General features: G+C 41.2%; 27 protein-coding genes, 3 tRNA genes and 2 pseudogenes. 20 read left to right on the plus strand and 12 right to left on the minus strand.

What is annotated here, in order from left to right:
• Positions 1 to 741: 741 nt before the first annotated feature.
• The gene (locus METHO_RS03340; RefSeq protein WP_015324113.1) at positions 742 to 1,146 is read left to right on the plus strand and encodes a helix-turn-helix domain-containing protein; all 405 of its coding nucleotides are present in this window, start codon (positions 742 to 744) and stop codon (positions 1,144 to 1,146) included.
• 260 nt (positions 1,147 to 1,406) lie between these two features.
• Here METHO_RS03340 and METHO_RS03345 read toward each other — a convergent pair.
• Positions 1,407 to 1,478 (minus strand) — tRNA-Ala (locus METHO_RS03345).
• 174 nt (positions 1,479 to 1,652) lie between these two features.
• Here METHO_RS03345 and METHO_RS03350 point away from each other — a divergent pair.
• From METHO_RS03350 to METHO_RS03365, 4 genes are all read left to right on the plus strand, one after another.
• Positions 1,653 to 1,726: transfer RNA gene (locus tag METHO_RS03350), tRNA-Ile, on the plus strand.
• Positions 1,727 to 1,996: 270 nt separating this feature from the next.
• Positions 1,997 to 2,371, plus strand: coding sequence for a transcriptional regulator (locus tag METHO_RS03355; protein WP_015324114.1), 375 nt, complete (start codon positions 1,997 to 1,999; stop codon positions 2,369 to 2,371).
• A gap of 165 nt (positions 2,372 to 2,536) precedes the next feature.
• Positions 2,537 to 3,778, plus strand: coding sequence for a 3-isopropylmalate dehydratase large subunit (locus tag METHO_RS03360; protein WP_015324115.1), 1,242 nt, complete (start codon positions 2,537 to 2,539; stop codon positions 3,776 to 3,778).
• A 13-nt stretch (positions 3,779 to 3,791) separates the two neighbouring features.
• Positions 3,792 to 3,998, plus strand: a complete 207-nt coding sequence (locus tag METHO_RS03365; RefSeq protein WP_156811019.1) for a hypothetical protein — start codon at positions 3,792 to 3,794, stop codon at positions 3,996 to 3,998.
• A 64-nt stretch (positions 3,999 to 4,062) separates the two neighbouring features.
• Here the strand turns inward: METHO_RS03365 and hmgA are convergent, their stop codons facing one another.
• Both hmgA and METHO_RS03375 read right to left on the minus strand, forming a co-directional pair.
• Entirely contained in the window at positions 4,063 to 5,310 is a 1,248-nt protein-coding gene (gene hmgA / locus METHO_RS03370) for a hydroxymethylglutaryl-CoA reductase (NADPH) (RefSeq protein WP_015324117.1), read from the minus strand.
• Positions 5,311 to 5,354: 44 nt separating this feature from the next.
• Positions 5,355 to 5,720 carry a DsrE family protein gene (locus METHO_RS03375; protein WP_015324118.1) on the minus strand — a complete coding sequence of 122 codons (366 nt, stop codon included), beginning with the start codon at positions 5,718 to 5,720 and terminating at the stop codon, positions 5,355 to 5,357.
• Between the two features lie 270 nt (positions 5,721 to 5,990).
• Between METHO_RS03375 and METHO_RS03380 the strand changes: the two genes are divergently transcribed.
• Positions 5,991 to 6,719 (plus strand): RAD55 family ATPase, encoded by a 729-nt coding sequence (locus METHO_RS03380; RefSeq protein WP_015324119.1) that lies wholly within the window; start codon positions 5,991 to 5,993, stop codon positions 6,717 to 6,719.
• A 174-nt stretch (positions 6,720 to 6,893) separates the two neighbouring features.
• Positions 6,894 to 8,008 (plus strand): annotated as a pseudogene (gene tnpB / locus METHO_RS03385) (IS200/IS605 family element RNA-guided endonuclease TnpB).
• Positions 8,009 to 8,124: 116 nt separating this feature from the next.
• On the opposite strand, the gene METHO_RS03390 reads toward tnpB (METHO_RS03385), so the two are convergent.
• Positions 8,125 to 8,808: a DUF5591 domain-containing protein gene (locus METHO_RS03390; protein WP_015324120.1), complete on the minus strand. Its 684-nt coding sequence runs from the start codon at positions 8,806 to 8,808 to the stop codon at positions 8,125 to 8,127.
• 106 nt (positions 8,809 to 8,914) lie between these two features.
• Here METHO_RS03390 and METHO_RS03395 point away from each other — a divergent pair, with 106 nt between their 5' ends.
• Together METHO_RS03395 and tnpB (METHO_RS03400) are read left to right on the plus strand one after the other, a co-directional pair.
• Positions 8,915 to 9,298, plus strand: a complete 384-nt coding sequence (locus tag METHO_RS03395; RefSeq protein ID WP_015324121.1) for a helix-turn-helix domain-containing protein — start codon at positions 8,915 to 8,917, stop codon at positions 9,296 to 9,298.
• 146 nt (positions 9,299 to 9,444) lie between these two features.
• Entirely contained in the window at positions 9,445 to 10,560 is a 1,116-nt protein-coding gene (gene tnpB, locus METHO_RS03400; protein ID WP_015324122.1) for an IS200/IS605 family element RNA-guided endonuclease TnpB, read from the plus strand.
• Positions 10,561 to 10,949: 389 nt separating this feature from the next.
• Here tnpB (METHO_RS03400) and METHO_RS03405 read toward each other — a convergent pair whose 3' ends face one another.
• The 3 genes from METHO_RS03405 to METHO_RS03415 all read right to left on the minus strand — a co-directional run bounded on the left by METHO_RS03405 (position 10,950) and on the right by METHO_RS03415 (position 13,104).
• Positions 10,950 to 12,122, minus strand: a complete 1,173-nt coding sequence (locus METHO_RS03405) for an aminotransferase class I/II-fold pyridoxal phosphate-dependent enzyme (RefSeq protein WP_015324123.1) — start codon at positions 12,120 to 12,122, stop codon at positions 10,950 to 10,952.
• A 63-nt stretch (positions 12,123 to 12,185) separates the two neighbouring features.
• Entirely contained in the window at positions 12,186 to 12,677 is a 492-nt protein-coding gene (locus tag METHO_RS03410; protein ID WP_015324124.1) for an Lrp/AsnC family transcriptional regulator, read from the minus strand.
• Between the two features lie 52 nt (positions 12,678 to 12,729).
• On the minus strand, positions 12,730 to 13,104 hold the full coding sequence (locus tag METHO_RS03415; RefSeq protein WP_015324125.1) for a 30S ribosomal protein S8e: 375 nt from the start codon (positions 13,102 to 13,104) through the stop codon (positions 12,730 to 12,732).
• Positions 13,105 to 13,294: 190 nt separating this feature from the next.
• On the opposite strand from METHO_RS03415, the gene METHO_RS03420 reads away from it, so the two are divergent.
• Positions 13,295 to 14,212: a ribonuclease Z gene (locus METHO_RS03420; RefSeq protein WP_015324126.1), complete on the plus strand. Its 918-nt coding sequence runs from the start codon at positions 13,295 to 13,297 to the stop codon at positions 14,210 to 14,212.
• Positions 14,213 to 14,222: 10 nt separating this feature from the next.
• Here the strand turns inward: METHO_RS03420 and METHO_RS03425 are convergent, their stop codons facing one another.
• Both METHO_RS03425 and METHO_RS03430 read right to left on the minus strand, forming a co-directional pair.
• Positions 14,223 to 14,489 (minus strand): hypothetical protein, encoded by a 267-nt coding sequence (locus METHO_RS03425; RefSeq protein ID WP_015324127.1) that lies wholly within the window; start codon positions 14,487 to 14,489, stop codon positions 14,223 to 14,225.
• Positions 14,490 to 14,541: 52 nt separating this feature from the next.
• Positions 14,542 to 15,645 carry an AAA family ATPase gene (locus tag METHO_RS03430; RefSeq protein ID WP_015324128.1) on the minus strand — a complete coding sequence of 368 codons (1,104 nt, stop codon included), beginning with the start codon at positions 15,643 to 15,645 and terminating at the stop codon, positions 14,542 to 14,544.
• A gap of 199 nt (positions 15,646 to 15,844) precedes the next feature.
• Between METHO_RS03430 and METHO_RS03435 the strand changes: the two are divergent.
• Both METHO_RS03435 and METHO_RS03440 read left to right on the plus strand, forming a co-directional pair.
• Positions 15,845 to 16,129, plus strand: a pseudogene (locus tag METHO_RS03435) (sensor histidine kinase); the annotation flags it as partial.
• Positions 16,130 to 16,275: 146 nt separating this feature from the next.
• A tRNA-His gene (locus METHO_RS03440) sits at positions 16,276 to 16,350 on the plus strand.
• A 152-nt stretch (positions 16,351 to 16,502) separates the two neighbouring features.
• Here METHO_RS03440 and purF read toward each other — a convergent pair.
• From purF to METHO_RS03450, 3 genes are all read right to left on the minus strand, one after another.
• Positions 16,503 to 17,918: an amidophosphoribosyltransferase gene (gene purF / locus METHO_RS03445; RefSeq protein WP_015324129.1), complete on the minus strand. Its 1,416-nt coding sequence runs from the start codon at positions 17,916 to 17,918 to the stop codon at positions 16,503 to 16,505.
• A 32-nt stretch (positions 17,919 to 17,950) separates the two neighbouring features.
• The gene (locus METHO_RS13230) at positions 17,951 to 18,121 is read right to left on the minus strand and encodes a 50S ribosomal protein L37e (RefSeq protein ID WP_015324130.1); all 171 of its coding nucleotides are present in this window, start codon (positions 18,119 to 18,121) and stop codon (positions 17,951 to 17,953) included.
• Between the two features lie 112 nt (positions 18,122 to 18,233).
• Positions 18,234 to 18,449 (minus strand): LSM domain-containing protein, encoded by a 216-nt coding sequence (locus tag METHO_RS03450; RefSeq protein WP_015324131.1) that lies wholly within the window; start codon positions 18,447 to 18,449, stop codon positions 18,234 to 18,236.
• 242 nt (positions 18,450 to 18,691) lie between these two features.
• Between METHO_RS03450 and thiD the strand changes: the two genes are divergently transcribed.
• The 8 genes from thiD (at position 18,692) to METHO_RS03490 (ending at position 25,159) form a co-directional block, all read left to right on the plus strand.
• Positions 18,692 to 20,056, plus strand: coding sequence for a bifunctional hydroxymethylpyrimidine kinase/phosphomethylpyrimidine kinase (gene thiD, locus METHO_RS03455; RefSeq protein ID WP_245546328.1), 1,365 nt, complete (start codon positions 18,692 to 18,694; stop codon positions 20,054 to 20,056).
• Between the two features lie 225 nt (positions 20,057 to 20,281).
• Positions 20,282 to 20,896 (plus strand): tRNA (pseudouridine(54)-N(1))-methyltransferase TrmY, encoded by a 615-nt coding sequence (gene trmY / locus METHO_RS03460; protein WP_015324133.1) that lies wholly within the window; start codon positions 20,282 to 20,284, stop codon positions 20,894 to 20,896.
• Positions 20,897 to 20,951: 55 nt separating this feature from the next.
• Complete coding sequence (locus tag METHO_RS03465; protein ID WP_015324134.1) at positions 20,952 to 22,244, plus strand: tRNA pseudouridine(54/55) synthase Pus10; 1,293 nt, start codon at positions 20,952 to 20,954, stop codon at positions 22,242 to 22,244.
• Positions 22,245 to 22,286: 42 nt separating this feature from the next.
• Entirely contained in the window at positions 22,287 to 22,571 is a 285-nt protein-coding gene (locus METHO_RS03470; RefSeq protein ID WP_015324135.1) for a 50S ribosomal protein L21e, read from the plus strand.
• A gap of 130 nt (positions 22,572 to 22,701) precedes the next feature.
• Positions 22,702 to 23,055, plus strand: coding sequence for an RNA polymerase Rpb4 family protein (locus tag METHO_RS03475; RefSeq protein WP_015324136.1), 354 nt, complete (start codon positions 22,702 to 22,704; stop codon positions 23,053 to 23,055).
• 78 nt (positions 23,056 to 23,133) lie between these two features.
• Positions 23,134 to 23,730: a DUF655 domain-containing protein gene (locus tag METHO_RS03480; RefSeq protein WP_015324137.1), complete on the plus strand. Its 597-nt coding sequence runs from the start codon at positions 23,134 to 23,136 to the stop codon at positions 23,728 to 23,730.
• A 2-nt stretch (positions 23,731 to 23,732) separates the two neighbouring features.
• Positions 23,733 to 24,557: a 16S rRNA (adenine(1518)-N(6)/adenine(1519)-N(6))-dimethyltransferase RsmA gene (gene rsmA, locus METHO_RS03485; protein WP_015324138.1), complete on the plus strand. Its 825-nt coding sequence runs from the start codon at positions 23,733 to 23,735 to the stop codon at positions 24,555 to 24,557.
• Complete coding sequence (locus METHO_RS03490; RefSeq protein WP_015324139.1) at positions 24,557 to 25,159, plus strand: HemK2/MTQ2 family protein methyltransferase; 603 nt, start codon at positions 24,557 to 24,559, stop codon at positions 25,157 to 25,159. The genes rsmA and METHO_RS03490 overlap by 1 nt, the downstream gene beginning before the upstream one ends.
• Positions 25,160 to 25,178: the final 19 nt, after the last annotated feature.

Genomic DNA, 25,178 nt, shown 5'->3' on the forward strand with positions numbered 1-25,178 from the left:
AATACTCAATTAGAGTTGTAAGTGAGTAGTATTTAAACTTTTTTTAAATGAAAGAGACTAATAGATATATTAAAATAGTGATTAATGTTTCTGGCTACTCAATTGATAATTATAAGTTTACAATGGATAGCATTTAATATCTACAATATAAGAAACAAAGTTCCCCCATCATAATTCAACATTTTTCTCTGCCTGCTCTACTTTATTGAAATAATGCGCGCACCAACGTTGGCAGGTGTGCGTCCTAAATGAAGTCAGCTAAACCTTCAGTTAAGTCTTCTTTTAGTACTGTTTTTTCGGCAGCTCCTCTATTGTACTATAAAATGATAGTCCTGTACCTTACTAGAATATTGTGAACAAAACTAGGAAGCTATAGGACCGTGAATCGATATGACCTGTTAGAAGATTATTTTGTCGATAGTGAAAATGCTACTTCAAATTTATGGTGACATAAAAAACAGAGGTTTAGTCAGAATCCTCTCTTGCAATTCACAATTATCCTCTTCTCATTCCGGTTTCTTCACAGTTTCCCACATAAAGATGAATGTTGGCATCATATTCACTTCCACAAAGGTCACATCCTTAGTCACTAGATTCAATTTTAGTAAAAATATGTGATATCGTGCGTGATTTCAATCCTTCTTGTATGATTAAGTGAATGTAACGTTTTATTTATTCGATATGTAGAGACGTTACAACATTGCAAATAAATTTAAACTAGCAAACCTATAAGGAGTAAACATGACTTTATCAAAAACCAGCCGTCTTAAGGTGTCCACGGTATTTAAGAGGGGCACCGCACTTGAATTGAGAAGAGACGGCCACACACTACAAGAAATAGCCGATAGGTTAGAATGTTCTCGGTCATATGTATACAAACTAATATCATCATCACTTATTGAACTGTCTAAACAATCACATCAGGCAGTTGTGGAACTCAGAGAACTTGAAAGCATGCGATTAGATGCACTCTGGGAGCAAGCATACACAAAAGCCATGAATGGAGACCTGGCAGCCATAAACACATGTGTAAGGATAAGCGAACGTAGGTCCAAGTTATGGGGGTTGGATGGAGTTCAGAAACTGGAACATTCAGGCGGGGTTACAATATCGTTGCAATTGGCAGACTGTAGTAAAAGGGAGTAACTTACACTAGGGCAGGGGCAAAATTGGGCGCATGGTGATGTTTTCACATTGGGGTTAAGGTGTTTGTACCTATTTGTGATAATATCGTGTCCAGTGGCATCCTGCGAGCTCCAAGTATAGAAGAAGTGATATATACCTTATTTTCCATGCTGTTGTCTGTGAAGATATCACTGGTTAAGTTCATTTTCAACTTAGCACAAATATTATACAAGAAGAGTGTAAAAAACAATATCAGATTAGGACTATCTAAAGTTTTTTTATGGACCGGTCGGGAATTGAACCCGAGGCCTCTACCATGCCAAGGTAGCGATCTTCCCCTGATCTACCGGCCCATAGTGAGCAACCTAACTTTACAGCATTAAAGATAAATGTATCGGTAGAAACTTAGCGTAAACTGGAATGTCAACAAAATTGTGTAATTTACCTAAGTTCCAAAGCGAAATGTTAAAGTACCTGTATGCGTATTTGGTGTGTCGCGTGATGCACTGTATCATGCTTCAACAGATGGGCCCGTAGCTTAGCCCGGTGGAGCGCACGGCTGATAACCGTGAGGTCCTGCGTTCGAATCGCAGCGGGCCCACTTTTCAAATATCTCTTTTCACTTTTTTTGAACATATTTGTTAATGGTATAGTTCTTATAAGCGAATAATCCGTCATCATTATTTTTTATGTTATTTTTTGTTCGTGAGTAAAAACCTTTGTTTATCTGGAACCTTATCAAAAGTGCTCATAATTATGAGATTTTCATATACATTTTATATATATAACTTATTTGGATTAACCTTATTACTGAATATTGATAATCTACAGTATAACGTTCTATAAAATAGTACTACAGTATGGTGATACTATGAATAACGGAAAAACGGAAAAGATCAGTGAACGAGAACTTGAAATGGTGGAACTTTTACATAAACTGAACATGAATCGTTCAGTTGCCCTTGTTCTTGCCTGTCTCTCAACAGGTGAGGAAGTTACCTCGAGGTTAATTGAAAAGAAAGCAGGTCTCAGACAACCTGAAGTAAGCATTGCAATGAGATATCTTTGCGACAACGATTGGATAAATGTCCGTGAAGACAAGAACACAGGAGGTAAAGGCAGACCTGTGAAGCTCTACAAGCTGGTCTTTCCTCTGGAACATATCATACAGAGTATCGAAAGTGATGTGATGTATCAGAAATTGTCGGTGCTTGAAAGCATAGAAAGGCTAAAAAACCTGACATAAACTTTTTAATGTCAGCATTTTTTGTATATCAAATCAGGTTTTTTAAACCTGAGGTCTCTGTTTTTCGGTGAACTCTGTTCCTTCATCGAAGATTTTATGAAACATCAGATCATGAAGTAAACTGTCTAATTATTGCAATTCAATATCATATACGGAGTTTTTTTCTTGGGCACTATTAGCGAGAAAATATTTAGTCGGGCATCGGGTCAAGATGCAAAAGCCGATGATTTTGTTATGGCAAAGGTAGATTATGCGATGGCACATGATGGTACGAGCATACTGGCTGTCCGTGCATTTAAAGAGATGGGAGTCCGTTCGGTGTGGGATCCATCCAGGATAGTGATACCATTTGATCATCTTGTACCTGCAAACAATGAGAGCACAGCTTCGTTGCAGTTTGATATCCGTAAATGGATCTCAGAGCAGGGAATAGAACATTTCTATGATGTCGGGAATGGTATATGCCACCAGGTATTGCCGGAACAAGGTTTTGCGCTTCCCGGTAAACTTATTGTAGGTGCGGATTCTCATTCATGTACCTATGGGGCATTCGGGGCCTTTGGTACGGGAGTCGGTGCAACTGATATGGCCGAGATATTTGCTGCCGGAGAACTTTGGTTCAAAGTTCCTCAGACAATAAAAGTTACATGTCAGGGTTCTTTGGGACAATACATTACACCAAAGGATCTGACTCTGCACATTGTAGGCAAAGTAGGTGCTGATGGTGCGACATATAAAGCAATGGAATTCTATGGGCAGACGATCTCCGAACTTTCGATGTCTGGCAGAATGACACTCTGTAATATGGCAATAGAGATGGGTGCCAAAGCAGGCATCGTTCCTGCTGATAAGACCACTTTTGATTATCTCCGGGGCAGGGCAGTTGAGGGATATGAACCTGTATATGCAGATGAAGATGCAAGTTATGTTAAGGAATTTATAATAAATGTCTCGGATCTGGAACCCCAGGTTGCTCTCCCTCATCAGGTAGATAATGTGGTAGGTATCTCTGAAGTTCCCCAGACGAAGGTCGATCAGGTATTCATAGGCACGTGCACTAATGGAAGGCTTGAGGACCTGGACCTTGCTGCTCAGGTCCTGAAGGATGAAAAGGTGGCTGTAAGAACAATTATCATCCCGGCTTCAAGAGAAGTGATGAAAGAAGCTTCGATGAATGGCACACTTGCTATACTGCTTGAGGCAGGGGCTACTATTGGAATGCCAGGTTGTGGTCCATGTCTGGGTGGACACATGGGGGTCATAGCTAAAGATGAAGTGTGCTTGTCTACTGCTAACCGCAATTTCAGAGGACGCATGGGTGCCGGTGGTTTGATATATCTGGTATCTCCCGCGACCGCTGCAGCATCAGCAATTAATGGTTATATCACCGATCCCCGGGAAATATGAAGGAAGTGATTTATTGACAGAGGACATCGACAAAGATAGGATACTTCATTTGATGGAACACTGGATAGAGCACAACGAAAGCCACTTGAAAAATTTCAATGAGTGGAGCAAAAAGATCGGAGAAGCAGGGTATGAGGACGTGGCGGCAAACATCCTTGAAGCCGCCGGGAAAATGGAAGAATGTAATCAAAAGCTGCAGCAGGCAAAAGACAGTATCTGATGGAAACGTTTCTTTATCAATAATTCTGGATATGCCCGCAACATTGTCCTTCCATATTCTCTGTCTATCTGCCAAGTTCGGCATGGGCTCTGGCAAGATGGCCTGCCGCCTGAGCCGCAATGAGTGAGATCTCGCCTGCAAGAACCCCTGCAGCAACGATCTCTGCAAATTTTTTGGAATTAGAACCGGATGGTTCTCCAGGTCCATGCACACCCAGCAGATTCAGGCAATCTTTCTGGGTTCCCAGGCCGGTGCCTCCTCCGACAGTACCTACGGGCAAAGCAGGCAATGTCACTGAACAATAAAGGTCTCCATTGCTTGTTACTTCTATTGTTGTAATTGCTGTGCTCCCTTCTACTACATGGGCTGCGTCCTGTCCGCAGGCCAGGAACAATGCTGCTACTATATTGGCGGCATGAGCGTTGAAGCCTAGTGCTCCGGCACGCGCGGACCCCAGCAGGTTCTTACGGTAATTGACATCTGCCATGGTCTTTGGATTGCATTTCAGTTTTTCAGATACTATTTTTGCCGGGATGATCGTATCAGCTATAACTGTCTTCCCGCGTCCAAGTATTGTATTGATGGCCGCTGGCTTCTTGTCAATGCACATATTACCTGAAAGGGATACAGGTATAGCGCCAAACTCGTCCTGTATAAAATGCGTTACAGCTTCTGTCGCAATGGTCACCATATTCATTCCCATAGCATCTTTGGTATCAAATACGAATCTTAAATATACTGTATTTCCTGTAACGTAAGGCTCCACCGCCAATAATTTCCCGAAACGTGTGGTTTCTTCTGCCTTCTCTTTCATCTGAGCAAATATCTCAGGCATGTTGATCCAATCAATGAATACCTTCACTTGGACAACATCAGCAAGTTTGAATACAGGTGCCCTGGTCATCACATCCTGGAAGATGCGCACATTTGTCCCTCCGGAGCTGCTGATAGCTGAACATCCTCTGTTAGCGCTCGCTACTAGTGCTCCTTCAGTAGTTGCAAGGGGTAGGTAGAAATCTCCCTGGGCGAATTCACCATTGATTTTCAGAGGGCCTGCTATCCCAAGGGGTATCTGCACAGCTCCTATCATGTTCTCTATGTTACGTTTGGTCGCTGCCTCAGCATCAAGTGTGTAATGCTGTATATTTTCGAACCTCGTCCCAGTGATCTCTTCAAGTGCATTCCTGCGGATAGCTATCGCTGAGTCCACATCCTCAACTACTTTGTCTATGTTTCGGAATGCTATTTCTCCCGCAACTACTTTTTGCAGGACCCCTTTTTCATCGTTTTCTGTTTTTTCTTTACCCGACATGAAGGTCACCTATTATTCATTTTACTATTATATGTGTAGTTATTCTACAATGTGATTATCAACTGTCCCTGCTCGCAGAATTCCAAAAAAAGGTCAGCTATTTCATTGGAGCTGATCATTTCGATTCCTGGTATCAGTTCATTTTTTTCGAGGCCTATAATGGATGCGCCTAATTCACAGCATCTAAACTTTATCCCCATATCTAAACATTCTTTGATCTTAGGGTCATACTCTGGCAAGCCTTTTTTTCCTGATTTTGCCATTATTACTCCCATGGGTCCAAAAAGTACAACTATTACGTCTAATCCCTTTTTTTGGTAGTATCTGGCAAATCTGAGTGTTTCCTGCGGACTTGTACTTTCATAAACCATACTTTTGAGCAACAGTAGTACTTTTGTGACCTCTGGCATTTTTCTGGTCCCACCTCGTACTCTTCATTTCCTTTGAACAATATTAAGTCTTGCCTTCGGTAAAAAATTGTCAAAAGGATCTTATAGGGATGAATTAAATACATTACTCAAAGTACAGGTTACAATATGTAATACGACATTTGTAAAACAGCATTTTATATATTATACTAGCAATAATATATGCAATGCATTTATTGTACTGACTAGCGATGTAATTAAAAAGTTAAATATTGTGTATAAAAAATGCCTAGATTTTCATAGGTGGTATAAATGGCTGACGCAGATATGAGAGAAAGGGTAAATACAGGTATTCCAGGCCTGGATGAGATGCTACGTGGAGGATACTTCAAAGGTACGGTAAATGTGGTATCGGGTGATTCAGGTACAGGTAAGACCATATTTGGAACCCAGTTCATCCTCGAAGGGGCAAAGAAAGGCGAAAAAGTGATGTGCATAATCACTTCTGAAGAATCGAAATCTATTGTCAGGGAAATGTATACTTCATTTGGTTGGAACCTAGAAGAATACGTTAATAAAGGTTTAATTGTCTTTGTCGACATCACCGATCCAAGCCTTAGATTGCAGAAAAGTGTGGAGATTGCACCATCTGAGCTTATCAAGAGTTTCAAAAAACTCGTGGAAAGCAAGATCGAAGAAATACAACCTTCTCGAATATTCATAGATTCTATCGAAGCACTATTCCTTGCAATTGAATCAAATTACAAGCTCCGGACGCTCATAGATGATGTATTTGGCGTATTCCGCAAGCATGAAGTTACTTCTGTTATTACAGTAGGGGCTATGTACGGACTTGATTCAATGGTGGAATATGGAGCAGACTCTGTGGTCAAACTGGGCAGGATCATTGCTGGCAACAATTTGCAGCGTTCTATCTATGTCATGAAGATGAGAGGTTCAGGCACTATCAACGAGGTTCGTGTTCTCAACATCAGTGACAGTGGCATGCAGGTTCTAGCCCAGTCTCCTTATCTGGAGTAATTAAAAATTCTTTCAGTTCTTTTTCAGAACTGAACTTTTTATATTTTTAACTTCTACAGCAGAAGTCTCCTTCCTCGCCAGCCGTAAGCTGGCAGGTGGGAGATGAATGCGTACATGTCATAACACAACATGTTTAGAGAAACATATATTTATCTATAAACCATATTATATAATATGTTAAAAGCCTACAAATTCCGAATCTACCCAACCACAAAACAAGAGGAAATAATAAAAGTTCATTTTGGTGCGTGTAGGTTTGTATATAATTGGGCTTTAGAACAGAAAATAAAAACTTATGAACAAACTAAGGAATCAATATCAAGGTTTGATTTGCAACGGATTTTAGTTCACGAAGTGAAACATTCTAATGAATGGTTGAAAGAAGCTAATTCACAGGCTCTGCTTGCCTCTTTAGTAAATGTAGAATCAGCATTTACAAAATTCTTCAGAGAGAAAGCTGGATTTCCTAAATTCAAATCTAAAAAAAACCCAGTCCAGTCTTATCAGATGCCACAACATTACTCTGTAGATTTCGAGAAGCAAATAATTAAGATCCCAAAAATAGGAGAAGTCAAAACCATACTTCATAGAAGGTTTGAAGGTAAACTTAAAACCGCAACCATTTCAAGGACATGTACGGAAAAATATTATATCAGTATTCTTGTCGAAGATGGAAAACAAATTCCTAGTAAGCAGAACTTTTCAGAATCAACTACAATTGGAATAGATATAGGTATCAAAGACTTTGCTGTTCTCTCAAACGGAGAAAAGTTGAAAATCCAAAGTATCTGAAGAACTCCTTACAGCGATTGAAGGTATTACAGAAAAGAGTATCAAGGAAACAGAAAGGCTCACAGAACAGAGCAAATGCTAAACAAAGACTTGCATCACTCCATGACAAAATAGCAAATCAGAGAAACGATTTCCAGAATAAACTCTCTTTTAGACTGATTAGCGAGAACCAAGCAATAGCTCTGGAAACTCTGAATGTTAAAGGTATGTTAAAAAATCATTGTCTTGATCAATCAATTTCCGATGCTGGATGGCGTAGTTTTGTAACTAAACTGGAATACAAAGCTGAATGTTTTGGAAAAACCATACTCCGTATTGGACAGTTTGAGCCAAGTACAAGAATCTGTAATTTGTGTGGCTATCATAACGGAAAGCTAACACTTGCGGATAGGGAATGGACGTGTCCAGATTGCAAAACAAAGCATGACAGAGATATAAATGCTGCAATCAATATCAAGAAATTCTCTATTCAAGAGCAAAATCTTATAGTAATCTGACACCTGTGGAACGCAGGGGATGAGCTTGTGGACTTGCGAACATTGGTTCGAAGAATGAAACAAGAAGCCTCTTCCTCGCTTTCATCAGAAAGCAGGGAGGGGTAGTTCACCACTATTCACAATACATACCAGTCGTTATCATTGATCATCTGTTCTTTTTCGTTTACTTCAATGACTGATCTTCCCAGGGGTTTGCTGATAGCTTCTGCTAGATCCTGTAAGTAATCCCTCTGATTGAGACTTCCATAAATAAAGCCTTTACTTGGTTGAATATTTTTTTCTATTGTTTCCCTCTTTGGAACTATAGTTACCGGCACAGATGTAGTTTCTACGGCTTTTTCCATAGCTGTTCTGAAATCACCTATACAATAAGCTATTCTGTGTTTGTAATTACTTTTTGTTCTTTCAAGGTATCGCGCAAGCCTTTCACTTTCCATTCGGATGAAATCACGTTTTATCTTGGATACATTACATTTTCCCATCATGAACTGGTAATCCATGAACGGGTATTGTTCGTCCAGTTCCCGGGGGGTTATTCCACAGGTGCCAAATACTACAATATGTACCATTTCTGGTTCCAGTATACCGAAGATCAGCCTGTCGAATATTTTATGTGATGGACTTTCATGGTATGGTTTCTTTTTAGAACAGGGCACAAATATACAAAAATCACGGACAGGTGGTTGGTATTCGGTGAGTATCCACTCATTTGCGCGCTTCATGTCCGGATGATAAATGACCATTTCTGTGTCAAGAGGTTCTGTAGAACGTTCATTCTCTGGGATGATAATCTGTTTCAAGGTAAGGTGAGTTCTAACAAACTATATATATACCTATCGATGTTATGGTTTTGTACAAACTGTACAACAACTTTGTTTTCAGATTTTTACAATAGAGAGGCACAAAATGGCAGGTTCCATCCATGAAATGCTCCGAGCGAACTGTAAATGTGATGATGTGGCAAAATGCGTTCTAGGACTAAAAAATCTTGACTTGCTTGCTTATAAAAAACTCTTTGAACTGGGCCCAATGACTGCAGAAGAACTGGGGGACCTTTTACAGAGGGAACGAAGTACTGCTTATCGTTCATTGCAAAACTTGATAGCTGTTGGATTGGTTTACAGAGAAACAAGATCCATCAAGATAGGTGGGTATTACTATGAATATGTTGCAATTCCGCCAGCACATTTTAAACAAATGCTCAAGCAGAATATGACGGATTGGTATACTAAAATGGATAAGCTGCTTGATGACTTTGAGAATGAAATCTTATTCCCTGTTCCTGAGTGACCGCGTATACTATCTAGTTTAACTTCTACAGCAGAAGTCTCCTTCCTCGCCAGCCGTAAGCTGGCAGGTGGGAGATGAATGCGTACATGTCATAACACAACATGTTTAGAGAAACATATATTTATCTATAAACCATATTATATAATATGTTAAAAGCCTACAAATTCCGAATCTACCCAACCACAAAACAAGAGGAAATAATAAAAGTTCATTTTGGTGCGTGTAGATTTGTATATAATTGGGCTTTAGAACAGAAAATAAAAACTTATGAACAAACTAAGGAATCAATATCAAGGTTTGATTTGCAACGGATTTTAGTTCACGAAGTGAAACATTCTAATGAATGGTTGAAAGAAGCTAATTCACAGGCTCTGCTTGCCTCTTTAGTAAATGTAGAATCAGCATTTACAAAATTCTTTAGAGAGAAAGCTGGATTTCCTAAATTCAAATCTAAAAAAAACCCAGTCCAGTCTTATCAGATGCCACAACATTACTCTGTAGATTTCGAGAAGCAAATAATTAAGATCCCAAAAATAGGAGAAGTCAAAACCATACTTCATAGAAGGTTTGAAGGTAAGCTTAAAACCGCAACCATTTCAAGGACATGTACGGAAAAATATTATATCAGTATTCTTGTCGAAGATGGAAAACAAATTCCTAATAAGCAGAACTTTTCAGAATCAACTACAATTGGAATAGATATAGGTATCAAAGACTTTGCTGTTCTCTCAAACGGAGAAAAAGTTGAAAATCCAAAGTATCTGAAAAACTCCTTACAGCGATTGAAGGTATTACAGAAAAGAGTATCAAGGAAACAGAAAGGCTCACAGAACAGAGCAAAGGCTAAACAAAGACTTGCATCACTCCATGACAAAATAGCAAATCAGAGAAACGATTTCCAGAATAAACTCTCTTTTAGACTGATTAGCGAGAACCAAGCAATAGCTCTGGAAACTCTGAATGTTAAAGGTATGTTAAAAAATCATTGTCTTGCTCAATCAATTTCCGATGCTGGATGGCGTATTTTTGTAACTAAACTGGAATACAAAGCTGAATGTTTTGGAAAAACCATACTCCGTATTGGACAGTTTGAGCCAAGTACAAGAATCTGTAATGTGTGTGGCTATCATAACGGAAAGCTAACACTTGCGGATAGGGACTGGACGTGTCCAGATTGCAAAACAAAGCATGACAGAGATATAAATGCTGCAATCAATATCAAGAAATTCTCTATTCAAGAGCAAAATCTTATAGTAATCTGACACCTGTGGAACGCAGGGGATGAGCTTGTGGACTTGCGAACATTGGTTCGAAGAATGAAACAAGAAGCCTCTTCCTCGCTTTCATCAGAAAGCAGGGAGGGGTAGTTCACTAACAGGTTGAAGAATGTGGGTCAGAGCATTTGTTTGACGGGATATTCAAGGGGATGTTATGCTCCTATCTACACATTCTTCTTGTGCAAACCAATCCGTTTTGTAGTCATGTGGAGGGGCTCAAAGCGCACCACCAATGTCATTCACGTTTTTCATTGTAGGTAATTAGTATAACTCTATTTTCTTATATATTCATATTTCTATACTTTGCCACATAATGCTAATCATAATGATGAGGTACTTTGTTTAAACACGATGCAATGGTCTTATTCAATGTCTCACAGCGATTCCATGAAACATTCCATCCTTTCCAAAGCTTCTGCTATCTGATCTTTGGAGGTAGCATAAGAACATCTGAGAAATCCCTCGCCAGCCGGTCCAAACACATTCCCCGGAATTGTAACTACTTTTTGTTCATAGAGAAGTCTTTCTGCAAACTCTTCAGAAGTCAGGCCTGTATCCCTTACGGAGGGAAAAGCATAGAATGCACCCTTTGGCTCATAGCATTCAAGCCCTATCTTATTTAATCCGCTTATTATCAAATGTCTGCGGCGGTCATAATCCCTTACCATTCGCTGCATCTCTTCGTTGCCGTTACGAAGGGCTTCTATAGCTCCAATCTGAGCAGTGATAGGTGCGCACAACATACAGTACTGATGTATGCGCATCATTGCATTTATTATAGGCAATGGTGCCAGTGCATATGCCAGCCTGAAGCCTGTCATGGCATAGGCTTTTGAAAAACCATTAAGGAGGATCGTTCGGTCCTTCATACCTTCGATCGATGAAAAACAAGCGTGCTCTCCATTATATGTAAGACACTCATAGACTTCATCGGAAATTACCATAATGTCATGCTCAGAAACAACTTCGGCAATAGCTTCCAGGTCTTCCCTTCCCATTGTTGCCCCAGTGGGATTATTGGGATAATTTATTATAACAGCTTTAGTTCTGGGAGTTATAGCCCTTTTCAGATCTTCTGCAGTCAATTTAAACTTATTTTTGAATTGTGTGACTACAGGTACAGGTGTACCACCTGCAAACATGACCGAAGGGACATAAGCCACGTAGGCAGGCTGAGGCACAATGATTTCGTCCCCTGGATTGGTTATAGCTCTTATTGCCACATCAAGTGCTTCGCTGACACCGGACATAACCAGGATCTCCGAGGCCGGATCGTAGTAAGTGTTATGCTTATGGGTATATAGCTTTGAGATCTCTTCCCGAAGTTGTATTAGCCCATAATTAGAAGTATATGATGTTTTACCTTTTTCCAAAGAATGAATGCATGCTTCCCTTATGTGCCAGGGTGTTACGAAATCAGGCTCGCCAACACCTAGTGATATTACTCCTTCTATCCCTGATGCAAGATCAAAATACTTGCGTATTCCAGAAGGCGGGACTCTTGTCATCACATCAGCCACAAATCTCTCTGGATTATTATTGTGCATGGGCATTCCTTCAGCTCAGATCCTATGATCAGATCCTATTTAGTGTGTCTATGGAGTTACAATTTATGGAGTTACAATTAAACGGTTTACTTCTTCCTGCTCTTGCAGAACCACTCCGTCTTCCTTGTAGGTCTTAAGCACAAAATGGGTAGTAGTATGCTGTACCTGTTCTATGGTAGAAATCTTTTCTGCGACGAAAAATGCAACTTCTTTCATCGTCTTTCCCATTACTGTAAGCGATAGATCATACTGCCCTGATAACAGCCTTACAGCACGTACTTCCGGGAATTTATATAAGCGTTCAGCTATGGCCTGATAACCTAAATTACGTTCCAGAGTCACTTTTAACTCGATGATAGCGTATACATGCTCATCACCTGCAAGGTCCCAGTCAATGATCGTCCTGTATCTGCGGATGACTCCTGCATCTTCAAATTCTTTGATCCTTTTACTTATCTCTTGTACCGGGAGTCCTGTCAGGGTTGCGATTTCGTCATGAGTGACCCTGGCATCTTGTTCCAGACATTCTAGTATATGCCTCGTTTTAATATCCATCTCATAAGCAACCCCTTGAAATTAAAAAAGTGAAAGTAAAATAGGAGTGTGCTCAGTTGAGCAGCACTGCGTTGACCACACCATCCTGGCCGGGACGGCTGGTAATCCTCGCGTTACCTATGGGGGTACGGATAACTGAACCTTTTGTTAAGATATTACGCCTTACGTAGTGTTCGTTTGCCTCATTACTGAACACTTTTTCGATAGTAGTCTTTTGTGTTTTGCCACCGGTATCAGTCACGTTGACTATATTACACTGGAATAATCTTACCTTGCTGTTTCCTCCTCTTGTGGAAACCATCTTAATCTTGACGTCTCCAAGACGCGTGTCAGCGGGCTCGCGCCCAAGTTCGAACTTTCTTTTTGAGCGGTAAGCCTTTATTTTAGCACCAGTGTACTTTCTTCTTGATCTGCCTTGCCATTTCATAATATGTCCTCTTGAATATATATAAGTTGGATGATCTATATCAAATTTATTTTTTCGAATTAAATGATTACGAACTTATCTTTACTTGAAGGATTCTATAAGAAGTTTTCGAGTGGTGATTAAATAGTACTTTTCTTATTATAGTGCTTAATTCAGTAATCAATAAATATCTCCTTTACTATTTCCCTTTATGCTGCGCATATTATTTCTTGGTACAGGTGGCTCTTTGCCTACGCGTAACCGTAATCCATCTGCAATTATGGTCAATAGGGAAGGGGAGCTTTTACTTTTCGATTGCGGAGAAGGTACTCAGCAACAGATGATGCGTGCTAAAACGGGTATGAAAGCTCTTACGTCTATTTTTGTCACCCATTTCCATGCAGATCACATGCTTGGTATTCCCGGCCTTATACAAACAATGTCCTTTCTGGGAAGGACTGAACCTTTGTATATATATGGCCCTCAATGGGTGAAAGAATTCGTTAAGATCATCTCTGAGCTTGGTTATTACAAACTGCATTTTGAAGTGGAAGTCATTGAAATGGCTCCAGGAGATATTATTAAAAGAAATGATTATTCTATCCATGCCATTGGAACAGATCACAGTGTTCCCAGTCTTGGCTATGCTCTTATAGAGGATCAGCGGAAAGGAAGGTTTGAACGTGAAAAAGCTATTGCTCTGGGAGTGCCTCCAGGCCCTCTTTTTTCAAAGCTGCATAGTGGTGTGGACGTTGAGGTCAACGGGAAGCTGATACGTTCCACTGATGTTGTCGGTCAAGTAAGGCCAGGTAGAAAAATAGTATATACAGGTGACACACGACCGTGTCAATCAATTCTTGCGGTCAGCAGAGATGCAGATGTACTGATCCATGATAGTACTCTTGGAAATGATCAGAGTGAGTGGGCAAAGGAATCTAAGCATTCCACAGCTTCCGAAGCAGCTATCCTTGCAAAGGAGGCGGGTGTCAGAAAACTGGTACTAACTCACATAAGCTCCAGATATACTGATGATGCTTCTCCTCTGTTGAGGGAAGCACAAGAAGTATTTGAAAACGTTATTATAGCAGAAGATATGATGGAAATGGACATTCCTTTGAAGGACGAATAAGATAATAAGATCAGATTATTGTCCAGTCAAGTCTATTATCGTCTACGTCATAAAGGGAAACTTCTGCTGTTCTGTCTTCCAGAGGAATAGTAAGTTTTTTCACTCCTATGTACAGGACATCTCCAGGCTCATAGTTGAATAGTTCAGGTTTTGTCCTTCCAAAGTAGACCCTGCCACCCGAAGCGATCTCTTCCACAGTAACTCCATACCAGTCACCCTTATTGATCACATTTATTATACGGCATTCAAATCTGTCTGATTCACTGATCTCTTCCATAATTTGATCACTCAAGTTGCAGTATTTAATATATAATAAATTGTCTGGTTTATCAGGAATACATCCTGTTATCCATTAGAGCACCATTCTTTTGGAATAATTTCCCCACAGATTCTTCAAAATGTTTTCCAGTGACTTCTTCATTGTCTTCTATTATTGCCTGATGCAAAGCTGTTTTCAGGACCTTTTCTACAAGGTCTCTCCCTGAGAGTCCTTTTGTCATCGTAGCTATCTTCTTTACATCGACATCTTTTACAGGCAATGGGAATGTGGAAATGTTCATTTCAAGTATCCTGAACCTCTCTTCCTCATCAGGCAATAAAAACTCTATTTCCTCTTCGAATCTGCTTCTTACTGCAGGGTCCAGGGTGTTCGTACGATTGGTTGCACCAATGGTGCAAATGCCATCTCTCTCTACTATTCCATCCATTTCAGTAAGTAAAGCGTTAACTATCTCTGCAACATCTCCTCTTAGTTCCTGGTGACGCCTGTCCAGAGCAATAGCATCCAGTTCATCAATGAATATTATACAGGGAGCCATATCTTCAGCTCTATCGTATAACTGGTGGATCTGCCTGGCACCTTCTCCTACGTATTCTCCTATCATTTGTGTTGCTTTTACGGGGATTATAGGTACGTTGGCTTTATTAGCAAGGGCTTTTGCAAGCATTGTCTTGCCAGTGCCCGAAGGCCCGAAAAATAGTACATTGCGTGGGGCCCATTTACCAAATTTCTCGGGCTGCTCTAGATATTTCTCTATTAGCTTGCACTTTTTCTTGGCCGTGTTCTGTCCAATTATATCTTCAAAAGAAACGTTACTATGGAATTCAACTGCAGGAGTAGTGACACTATCTTCATGTACGATAATCGAGGTCTCCATACCAATAACTGACCCAGGAGGCTTCACTTCCTTTATCCGGTATGCAAAATCAGGGTACATCCTTCCGTCAAACAAATATTCGCCTTTGCGTGCAATATGGCCATTCCACTGTTCCCTTGCATAAAATTCGAACACACCAGCATCCTCTATTTCTGGATAGTCATCCAGTATACTACTCAAAGGGTAGCCAATTGGCTCAAGGACCAGGAGTTCAGCTGTCGATTCTACAGGTTCGAATCCTTCTTCCCTGTTGTTTTTATGGTTTGTACGTTGCACTGATCGAACTATGCTCTCAACTCTATTCGTTTTCTAATTGCAGATAAAGGTACTTACAGATATTAATCTTACCCTTCTTATCATCAAGCAGTCATAATCGATCATAATAGCTTGTTCTGAGCAGCAAAAAGGATATATCACCAGTTAATATGCTTTTTATATTATATTATATAAACTAGTGTGATACTTCCTCACCAATGCCGTAAAATACAGTTCTGAGAACGCATTCATATCCATTGATATATTTGATGAAGGCGATGTGTGGAAAGTAGCTGTCAGTGATCAGGGTGAAGGCATTTCCGACGCTGATAAACCTTATGTTTTTGACAGGTTCAAGCGGGTCACAAAGCAAGGTGTCAAGGGTAGTGGTCTTGATCTTGCCATAGTTAAAAGGATAGCTGAATTACATGGTGGTGAAGTGGGTGCGGAGGATAATCCGGAAGGTAAGGGAAGTAGATTCTGGATCAGGTTTAAAGAGGCATGAAGATCACAATATATTCTATATAAAGATGACTCGGATGGCATCTATATTCCTAATATGGTCTCTGAGTTGCATGAAGGAAAAGTTTATGTAAGAGAGATACATGTATAGGATGCTCTCGTGTTAAATGCACTTGATACCTACTTCAAGCCGGGGTAGGGTAGCGGTTATCCTGTAGCCCTGTGGAGGCTACGATTCGAGTTCGATTCTCGATCCCGGCCCCATTCAAATATTTTGAGTTTTAAATTTTAGAGTTCTCTTAAACTCAGCGTTCTTCTTATTCAGTAATGATTCTTCTACTAATCTGGATACTATGCGCAATTAATTTAAATACTGCATAATCACTCTTAATTCTATACTCGATTATAAAAAAAGTTTAGGAAAACTCGTTGAGTTTAAGTTGTCTGCGCGGGCAGTATTCACCCGGTATATCCAAAGGGTATTCACTTGTCAGGCATGCGAGACATAGATTTTCTTTTTCAATGCCTATTGCCCGGACCAATCCTTCTATACTCAGATATCCCAGTGAGTCAGCATTGATGACCGCTTCAACCCCGGCTACTGTTTTATGAGCTGCTATTAATTCATTTCTGGTGCCCATGTCTATTCCAAAATAGCATGGAGCTATTATCGGGGGGCTGCCAATGCGTGCATGTATCTCTTTTGCACCTGCACGTCTTATCATATCAATGATACGCCGGGATGTAGTCCCGCGTACTATACTGTCGTCTATAAGAACTATTCGTTGGTCCTTGATGTTCTCAGAGATCGTGTTCATCTTAAGCCGTACAGCTGTCTCTCGCATTGCCTGTCCAGGGAGAATGAATGTCCTGCCAATATACCGATTCTTCATGAGCCCTTCACTGTACTTTATATTCGCTTCGTATGAATATCCAATGGCAGAAGTGATGCCAGAATCTGGTACCGGTGATACACTATCTGCTTTCACAGGATGTTCGCGTGCAAGCTCCCTTCCTATCTTCTCACGGACATTGTATACGAGTTTACCATTAATTATAGAATCCGGCCGTGCAAAGTACACATATTCGAATACACAATGTGCATGATATTTTTCCTGGACCAGAATATGACTCTCAAAACTATCGTTTTTAAATACTAATAATTCTCCTGGTGATACTTCTCTTATCAGTGTTCCATTGAGCGTATCGATTGCAACACTTTCCGAAGCAACTATAAAGCCACCATCTAGTTTTCCTACGCATAATGGTTTAAAACCCAGGGGGTCTCGCAGTGCATACAACTGATCGTCTATGAGGATAGCTAATGAGTAGGAGCCTTTTAGTCTTTTGATCACATTGGAGATCGATTCTACAGGGTCATGGCGCAACAGTTCTTTTACAAGCAGATGTGCGATCACTTCTGTATCGGAACTGGTAATAAATATACGACCTTCCAACTCCAGTTCATCTCTCAGAAGACTATAGTTTGCCAGGTTCCCATTATGGGCTATGGCTATAGTCCCACTCTTATAATTTACTATCAGAGGTTGGCAGTTCTCTATTTTAGAGTGGCCTGTGGTCGAGTAACGCACATGACCTATGCCTACATTGCCTTTCAGTTCCAAGAGGTCTTTTTTGACATATACCTCAGGCACCAGTCCCATGCCTTTAATAGATTTACAATGAAGCCCGTCATGTATTGTTATGCCTGTAGATTCCTGACCTCTGTGTTGCAGGGCATAAAGGGCATAGTATATTTGGAGAGCTGTAGGGGTACCTGTGGATGCATTATTCTGCACCACAACGCCGACTACACCACATTCCTCTTTCATCTATACCCCAAAAAGAGAATACAGTATTGTTCTCAGAACTTGCACTTACGTTCCCATTTATAGCTTCTCATACGCGGTGTCTTGCCAAAACCACATGAAGTACACTGCTTAGTATGGATGTTAAGTGATACGCTACCGCAGCGCCTGCATGTTACATGAGTGCGCTTTTGCCTTTTTCCCATTGAGGGAGTACCTTTTGACATTCATCATCACCTTATTGAACTTTCTCGTCTCTCTATCTAATTATCGTAATATATGATATGTGAGTTAATCGCGTGTCGAGATAACCCCAGATAGTATCATAGGATAAATATGTTACGGGGATACGTATACTACGTTGTCACCCCTTATTATTACAGTACCCAGTTTTCTGGTCTCCCCTTCTCTCAGCTCTTCAGCTTCCTCAAGAACAAGGTTCATGTGTACATCATAGCCCTGCAGATTTCCTCTGAACTCTCGGGCTCCTTTCAATCTCACAATAACAGGTGTGTTCAAAGCATTGTTCAGTATATCAAGAGGTCTGTTTCCCATTTAAAGCCGCCTCATCTAAATAAATCAAAGTAGTTTTGAATGAAATGTATCAATGCAATGGTAGCACATACTACCATCATACTGCTCTTCATTGTGTATAGTCAGATATAAAACTATCGAATATTGTATCATTGATGTTATGAAGCACAGAACGTATGTGGCTGTTGACCATAATGTATTTAGGATATTTCTCATATCTTTTGTCAACTAATATCTCTTTAATCTCTTTGAAAGAACACACAATGGTGAAAATAATGTCCGGTACTCCCGTGGTAATGACTATAGCAGGTTCAGACTCTGGTGGTGGTGCAGGTCTTGAAGCGGATATCAAGACCTTTGCAGCTTTAGGTGTACATGGTACCTGTGCAATAACTTCTGTGACTGCACAAAACACCAGAGGTGTGCTCAGCATCTATGATCTGCCTCTTCATGTTATAAGTGAACAGATCAACGCTGTATGTTCTGATATGGATGTCAAGTGGGCAAAGACAGGGATGCTCTCCTGTGCTGAAATTATTGCCTTAGTGTCAAAAGAGGTGAGGTCCAATGGACTGTCTCTTGTGGTGGACCCCGTGATGGCAGCTGAAGCAGGAGGAGATCTGTTGCGCAAAGATGCTGTTAGGGTACTTAAAGAGGAGCTGCTACCTTTCAGTAAGGTAGTAACCCCTAACATCTATGAAGCACATACTCTCTCTGGCATAGATATTAACGATGTGAATGATGCAACGAAAGCAGCAAAAAAGATTGCAGAGTTAGGTGTGGATACCGTGGTAGTCACCGGTGGCCATCTGGACGCATCTGATGTTGTATATGAATCCGTTTCCGATAAATGCACTGTGATACCGGGCAAGTTCCTGGAAGGTGGTACTCACGGATCCGGGTGCACGTATGCTGCTTCCATTACCGCATTTCTGTCCAAGGGATATTCTATCGTCGAGGCTGCTATGCTTGCTAAATCCTTTGTGGAAAAAGCTATCATGAATAGTGAGAAGGTAGGGCACGGGGTAGGGCCGGTGAATCAGTTGGGTTCAATCCTCAAAGCATCCTATCGCTACGACACTCTCCTAAATACTAATTCAGCGGCAGAGATCCTGGTTTCATGTGATGAGTTCGGGAAACTCATTCCGGAAGTCGGATGTAATATTGCCATGGCTATCCCTGAAGCTACTGTAGTGGCAGATGTGGCAGGTGTCAGCGGACGCATCGTACGTGTAAGGGATAGGCCTTATATTGCAGGCAATGTGGAATTTGGGGGTAGCAAACATGTTGCAAGTATGGTAATTGCTGCTATGGAATCAGATCAATCCTTAAGGGCAGCTGTTAATTTGAGGTACTCTGAAAAAGTTTTACATATCTGCAGGGGTATTGGACTTACTATCTCCTCTTTTGACAGGGATGTTGAAGCTGAGCAGTCAGAAATGACTGATTTAGATGTCGTCAGTGCTATAAATAATTCCGGTTCTGCACTCTTGAAAAAAGTGCCAGACATTATATATGACAAAGGTTGTCTTGGTAAGGAACCCATGATCAGGTTGTTCGGAAAAAGTGCTGTAGAGGTTGCTTATAAAGCAGTTGAGATCGCAAGGCTATATTCCGGTATCACTTGAATCGATCTTATTGATGAGGAAGCTGACTCCGGGTAAGACTTTTAAAGTCTGGCTCTGTATAAATGCTCATAGATACACAGAACAATAACCACATAGGAAACAGAGTTCGCGGGGATGAATTAATATCATTTTTCATTTTCTGTGTTCTCTATGAGCTCTTGTGGTTAAATTATGATGCAGTTTTTCAATGGGGCTGAAAGTTTGTTCTTTTAAATGGATGAAAATATGCAAGACTTTATTATAATTGGACATAAAGCTGTGACTACGGGTGGCTTTTCACTTAACGATATGCCTGGCTCTGCAGGAAGAATGGATATCCTCTGCAGATGTATCAATTCTGTTTTTTTCCTGTCTCATGATCTGAGAAGGGACGTGCAGGCACACCTGCTACTTCTGGGAGAGTCTAATCCTCCCAGAGTTATACGTTTCAATGGCGAGAAAATACGGTATCTTAACCCGGATGAAAGAAGTGCAGGTGCATTGATCAAAAAGGCATTGGAGCTAGACAATATCTCTTTTACAGAAACCCGTTCTACCCCTGGGGTTTGGGTAAGAGAAGCTGATCTGATCACTTTACTGAGAGAGTTTGCAAGTGATGGTCGCAAAATATTTTATTTCAGGGAAGATGGTGAAGATCTACGGCATATCAATGACGGTATAAAAGACGGCGTTTTCATCCTTGGAGACCATCTGGGGCTTACAGAAGATGAGGAGGAACTGGTACTCGGACTGTCCACAGGCACTATATCTGTAGGTCCGTTGTCATTGCATGCGGATCATTGTATCATCCTTATACTAAATGAACTTGACAGGGTTATGGTCGGTCAGACAGAAAGATAACAGTTTTATCCTCGTTTGCCATTAGATGACCAGGATATAAATTCAGAGTGATCAGATGAGTATATTAGATACTGTTAAAATGATAATCCATGAAGGGCCTATCTGTGACCATTGTATGGGTAGGCAGTTCGCAAAGTTATCTACCGGCCTTACTAATGCCCAGAGGGGCAATAGTCTGAAAGTGGCACTTTCTATGGAAGGGCACCGGATACATAAAGAGGAAGGAGATGATTCTCTTCTCAGGGAACTTTCTCACAGCTGCAGTTATGCACGGAGGGTACTTGGTACAGACGGGGAAGACGAGCGTTGCTGGATGTGTCTTGGTCTGTTCAGTGAGCTCGATAAATGGGCGGACCTTGCAGTTACTGCACTTGAAGGTCTTGAATATTCCAGTTTTCTGGTAGGCACTAAAGCCAGTGGACTCCTTAGTGAAAATGAAGAGATCCTCTGGAGCGAGTGTGGAATTTCCCATGCCGAGCAGTTAAAGACTGAGATGAACAGGGAAGTGGGAAAACTTATCGCATCCAGGACCGGTAAAGTAGTAGACTTTGAACGGCCTGAGATCGTCGTTATGCTTGATATTGCATCTGAAAAGCTAAGCCTGCAGATTAAATCTCTTTACATTCAGGGCCGCTATAATAAACTTGTAAGGGGCATCCCACAGACAAGATGGCCATGCCGTAATTGTAGAGGCAAAGGATGTGAAATATGCAGTTTCACCGGAAAGCAGTACCCTGAATCTGTAGACGAGCTGATCAAAAAAGATGTTATTGATGCAGCATGTGCTGAAGATACTGCATTCCATGGTGCGGGAAGGGAGGATATAGATGCTCTTATGCTGGGCAATGGCAGACCTTTTGTGGTAGAGGCCATCAGCCCCAAAGTTCGTACCATTGCTCTAAAAGAACTTCAGGAGGCAATTAATTCTCATGCATCCGGTAAAGTGGAAGTACATGGGTTGCAGATCGTACCAAAGGAAATGGTAGAGAAGTTGAAATCCGCTCATGCGGATAAAGTATATAACCTTAAAGTTACATTCACTGACCCAGTTTCAAAAGAAGAACTAATATCAGCACTGGAAAGTCTTTCAGGTGCAGAGATCCATCAAAGGACGCCTCAGCGTGTATCCCACAGAAGGGCTGATCTAACCAGAAAAAGGTATGTGCATGTCATAGAACTTTTAGGTTTGGAAGCAGACCATGCGATGTTGAGGGTCAGGTGCGAAGGTGGTCTGTATGTCAAGGAACTCGTATCAGGTGATGAAGGGCGGACCCTTCCAAGCCTTACCGGGATATTAGGTAAGCAGGCAAAAGTTATGGAGCTTGATGTAGTGGACGTTGACATCTGAACTATTATCCATTAATCACAATAAATACAACGGAGAAGAATTATGTCACATGGTGAGAGACACTGTACAAGGTACAAATTGAAGAAGACCATAAGGGAAAGAGGTATTTCCCCAGTAAGTAAAGCAATTCAGGAATTCAATAACGGTCAGATGGTACACATAGACATCGACCCAAGTGTACAAAAAGGCATGCCAAACCCGAAATTCCAGGGAAGCACGGGTAAAGTGGTTGGTCAGAGGGGAAGAGCTTATTTATTGCAGGTAAGGGATGGTAACTCTATGAAAGAGGTAATTTCCCTGCCACAGCACCTGAAACCTCAGAAGTGATGGTAATTCTACCTTCACTGGCAACACTTTAAGCTTATTATCGATAGATATATCTTGATGAGTGAGTATAGGAGATATATTATCGATATAGAGTTCCACATACTGTAGGATACATCAAGAGTGTATTTAGATGATAGTAAAGAACATTCTAAGTGAAGAACTTCTGACCATCTCAGAGGTCAGGGAGATGCTCAACGAGATCATGGAAGATCGTCTCAGTAATGGAGAAGAGCTCAGATATGAGCTACGTAAGGCTATCAACCATGCAGAGATGTTCTCCAGGATGAGCGCCCAGAGGTCACGGGAACTTGTTAACAAGCTCATGGAATTGGAAAAGATGAAACCAGAGATTGCTGTACGAATAGCTGACATATCTCCCCGGACAAGGGATGAGCTCAGGACCCTGTATGCAAAGGAAAGGTACACTCTTTCGGAATCTGAGCTTGACTCGATGCTGGACCTGGTGAGCGAGGCAGTAGAATAGATTTATATTTGAATATTCCATTTTTATTTTGATTGTTGTACACAATCATTAGCTGTTAGTCTTACGGAAGTGTTTATTATGTTGACAAGGGGAAAATCGCCTGACAGAGAGGATTATGCGTGGATCATAGATTATCTGCCCTATGGAAGTAGTGTGGATTCCAAGCCATCCTATCAGAAAAAACCCCTGGTTCAGGCTGTAGGGGAAAAGCACTTTGTCCTCATGGAATTGGTACCAAAGGAAAATACAGTTCCTCAGATTGAGTCTAGGGTCTATATTGGCGAAGGGGATCGTGATGTTATCGATCATGTAAAACACAGGGTCGGTTTCAAGGACCTCAGCCATGGTTCCCAGCTAGAGCTTCCATACATGCTTGAGAAGATGGTGCTTCTTGATGAGCAGCGTTTTGTGGATTTCTTTAATGATGCACATCCTATTACCAATAGGTTGCACATGCTGGAGCTACTTCCGGGTATCGGAAAAAAACTCATGTGGGCTATTATCGATGAACGCAAGAAAGGTACTTTCACCAGCCTTAAAGAGCTTCATGGAAGGATAGGGGGCCTGCACTCGCCTGAAAAGATCATTTCCAATCGGATAATCGATGAGCTCAAGGATGATAATATCAAATACAGGCTCTTCACCATACCTCCCCGGCGTCCTAAACAGGAGTAAGGGTGAGCATATCCTTGGTCCATAACATACTGCGCCATTATGGCATATACGGAGGACAGCATGACCAACATTTTCTTGTGGATGAGGGAATACTGGACAGGATAGTTGAGTCTGCAGATATTGTTCCCGGGGAGGTGGTCCTTGAGATCGGTGCAGGTATAGGCAATCTGACTCAACGTCTTTTGCATCTGGCCGATAAAGTAGTGGCAATAGAGTTTGACCCAAAACTTGTGGCTGTATTGGAAGACAGGTTCAGGGGAAATGATAAACTCCACATCATCCATGGGGATGTTCTGAAGGTGGAATTTCCCATCTTTGATAAAGTGGTTGCTAACCTCCCCTATTCTATTTCTTCAGAAATAACCTTCAAGCTCTTTAAGCATGATTTTAAGCTAGGGATACTCATGTATCAATATGAGTTTGCCCAACGCATGATTGCAAAGCCCGGATCAGGTGATTATAGCAGATTAACAGTGAACACTGCGTACTTTGCGGATGCCTCAATTATTATGAAGGTTCCAAAAGGTGTTTTTTCTCCTCCGCCTCAGGTCGAGTCTGCAGTAGTAAAGGTTTGTCCGAGACCAGCTCCATTTACAGTAACAGATAAGGATTTCTTCCTCAGGTTCGTTACAGCTATATTTAACAAAAGGCGCAAGAAAATAAAGAACTCTATTGTAGAAAGCAATCACATGTTAGGTATAAGTAATGTCAAACAGGTTGTTTCAGGGCTTCCTGAAGAGCTGATGGAATTGCGCCCCGAAAATCTGGATCCTGCACAGCTTGCAGCTCTCTCCAATATGATACTGGCAATGCATCAGGAGTCATAATGCCTCACATCACTTACAGGAATGCCTGTGTGGAATTCGTGGATGATGTCTATGAGCCGGCAGAAGATTCTTTTTTGCTTGCAGATGCTGCCCTGGATCTTGCAAAACAAGGCATGAAAATACTGGAGATCGGTACAGGTACAGGTTTTGTTGCTGCTGTCCTGAAGGCAAACCTGGATGTGGATCTGCTTGCAACAGACATAAATCCTTATGCTGTAAAGTGTGCCTGCAATAATGGAGTTCCGACCATAAGGGCGGATATGTTCTCTGCTTTTAAGTCTCTGAAGTGCTTTGATATGATCATCTTCAATCCTCCTTATCTTCCAACTCTGGAGGAAGATAAGGTTCCTGGCTGGCTTAACTATGCTTTCGACGGAGGCGTCGACGGTACGGCATCTCTTCACAGGTTCCTTGAAGGCTTGGTTTCCTATCTTTGTCATAAGGGAATTGTATTGGTGCTCGTTTCCTCACTAACTGGCATCGAAAAAGCAATATCGTGGATGGAAGGTTATGGTCTTGAAACCGAAGTTGTGGTCAAAGAAAAGTGCTTTTTTGAAGAACTGGTGGTCTTGAAAGGTATCCTTAAGGCTGGTCCGGAATAAAATATATGTGACCTTTAAA

It is taken from the genome of Methanomethylovorans hollandica DSM 15978 (assembly GCF_000328665.1).
GTDB classification, from domain to species: domain Archaea; phylum Halobacteriota; class Methanosarcinia; order Methanosarcinales; family Methanosarcinaceae; genus Methanomethylovorans; species Methanomethylovorans hollandica.

Coding starts and splice junctions, on each gene's coding strand:
- METHO_RS03340 (WP_015324113.1), top strand. CDS start 742: ATGACTTTATCAAAAACCAGCCGTCTTAAGGTGTCCACGGTATTTAAG.
- METHO_RS03355 (WP_015324114.1), top strand. CDS start 1,997: ATGAATAACGGAAAAACGGAAAAGATCAGTGAACGAGAACTTGAAATG.
- hmgA (WP_015324117.1), bottom strand. CDS start 5,310: ATGTCGGGTAAAGAAAAAACAGAAAACGATGAAAAAGGGGTCCTGCAA.
- METHO_RS03375 (WP_015324118.1), bottom strand. CDS start 5,720: ATGCCAGAGGTCACAAAAGTACTACTGTTGCTCAAAAGTATGGTTTAT.
- METHO_RS03380 (WP_015324119.1), top strand. CDS start 5,991: ATGGCTGACGCAGATATGAGAGAAAGGGTAAATACAGGTATTCCAGGC.
- METHO_RS03395 (WP_015324121.1), top strand. CDS start 8,915: ATGGCAGGTTCCATCCATGAAATGCTCCGAGCGAACTGTAAATGTGAT.
- tnpB (WP_015324122.1), top strand. CDS start 9,445: ATGTTAAAAGCCTACAAATTCCGAATCTACCCAACCACAAAACAAGAG.
- METHO_RS03405 (WP_015324123.1), bottom strand. CDS start 12,122: ATGCACAATAATAATCCAGAGAGATTTGTGGCTGATGTGATGACAAGA.
- METHO_RS03410 (WP_015324124.1), bottom strand. CDS start 12,677: ATGGATATTAAAACGAGGCATATACTAGAATGTCTGGAACAAGATGCC.
- METHO_RS03415 (WP_015324125.1), bottom strand. CDS start 13,104: ATGAAATGGCAAGGCAGATCAAGAAGAAAGTACACTGGTGCTAAAATA.
- METHO_RS03420 (WP_015324126.1), top strand. CDS start 13,295: ATGCTGCGCATATTATTTCTTGGTACAGGTGGCTCTTTGCCTACGCGT.
- METHO_RS03425 (WP_015324127.1), bottom strand. CDS start 14,489: ATGGAAGAGATCAGTGAATCAGACAGATTTGAATGCCGTATAATAAAT.
- purF (WP_015324129.1), bottom strand. CDS start 17,918: ATGAAAGAGGAATGTGGTGTAGTCGGCGTTGTGGTGCAGAATAATGCA.
- METHO_RS13230 (WP_015324130.1), bottom strand. CDS start 18,121: ATGTCAAAAGGTACTCCCTCAATGGGAAAAAGGCAAAAGCGCACTCAT.
- METHO_RS03450 (WP_015324131.1), bottom strand. CDS start 18,449: ATGGGAAACAGACCTCTTGATATACTGAACAATGCTTTGAACACACCT.
- thiD (WP_245546328.1), top strand. CDS start 18,692: ATGGTGAAAATAATGTCCGGTACTCCCGTGGTAATGACTATAGCAGGT.
- trmY (WP_015324133.1), top strand. CDS start 20,282: ATGCAAGACTTTATTATAATTGGACATAAAGCTGTGACTACGGGTGGC.
- METHO_RS03465 (WP_015324134.1), top strand. CDS start 20,952: ATGAGTATATTAGATACTGTTAAAATGATAATCCATGAAGGGCCTATC.
- METHO_RS03470 (WP_015324135.1), top strand. CDS start 22,287: ATGTCACATGGTGAGAGACACTGTACAAGGTACAAATTGAAGAAGACC.
- METHO_RS03475 (WP_015324136.1), top strand. CDS start 22,702: ATGATAGTAAAGAACATTCTAAGTGAAGAACTTCTGACCATCTCAGAG.
- METHO_RS03480 (WP_015324137.1), top strand. CDS start 23,134: ATGTTGACAAGGGGAAAATCGCCTGACAGAGAGGATTATGCGTGGATC.
- METHO_RS03490 (WP_015324139.1), top strand. CDS start 24,557: ATGCCTCACATCACTTACAGGAATGCCTGTGTGGAATTCGTGGATGAT.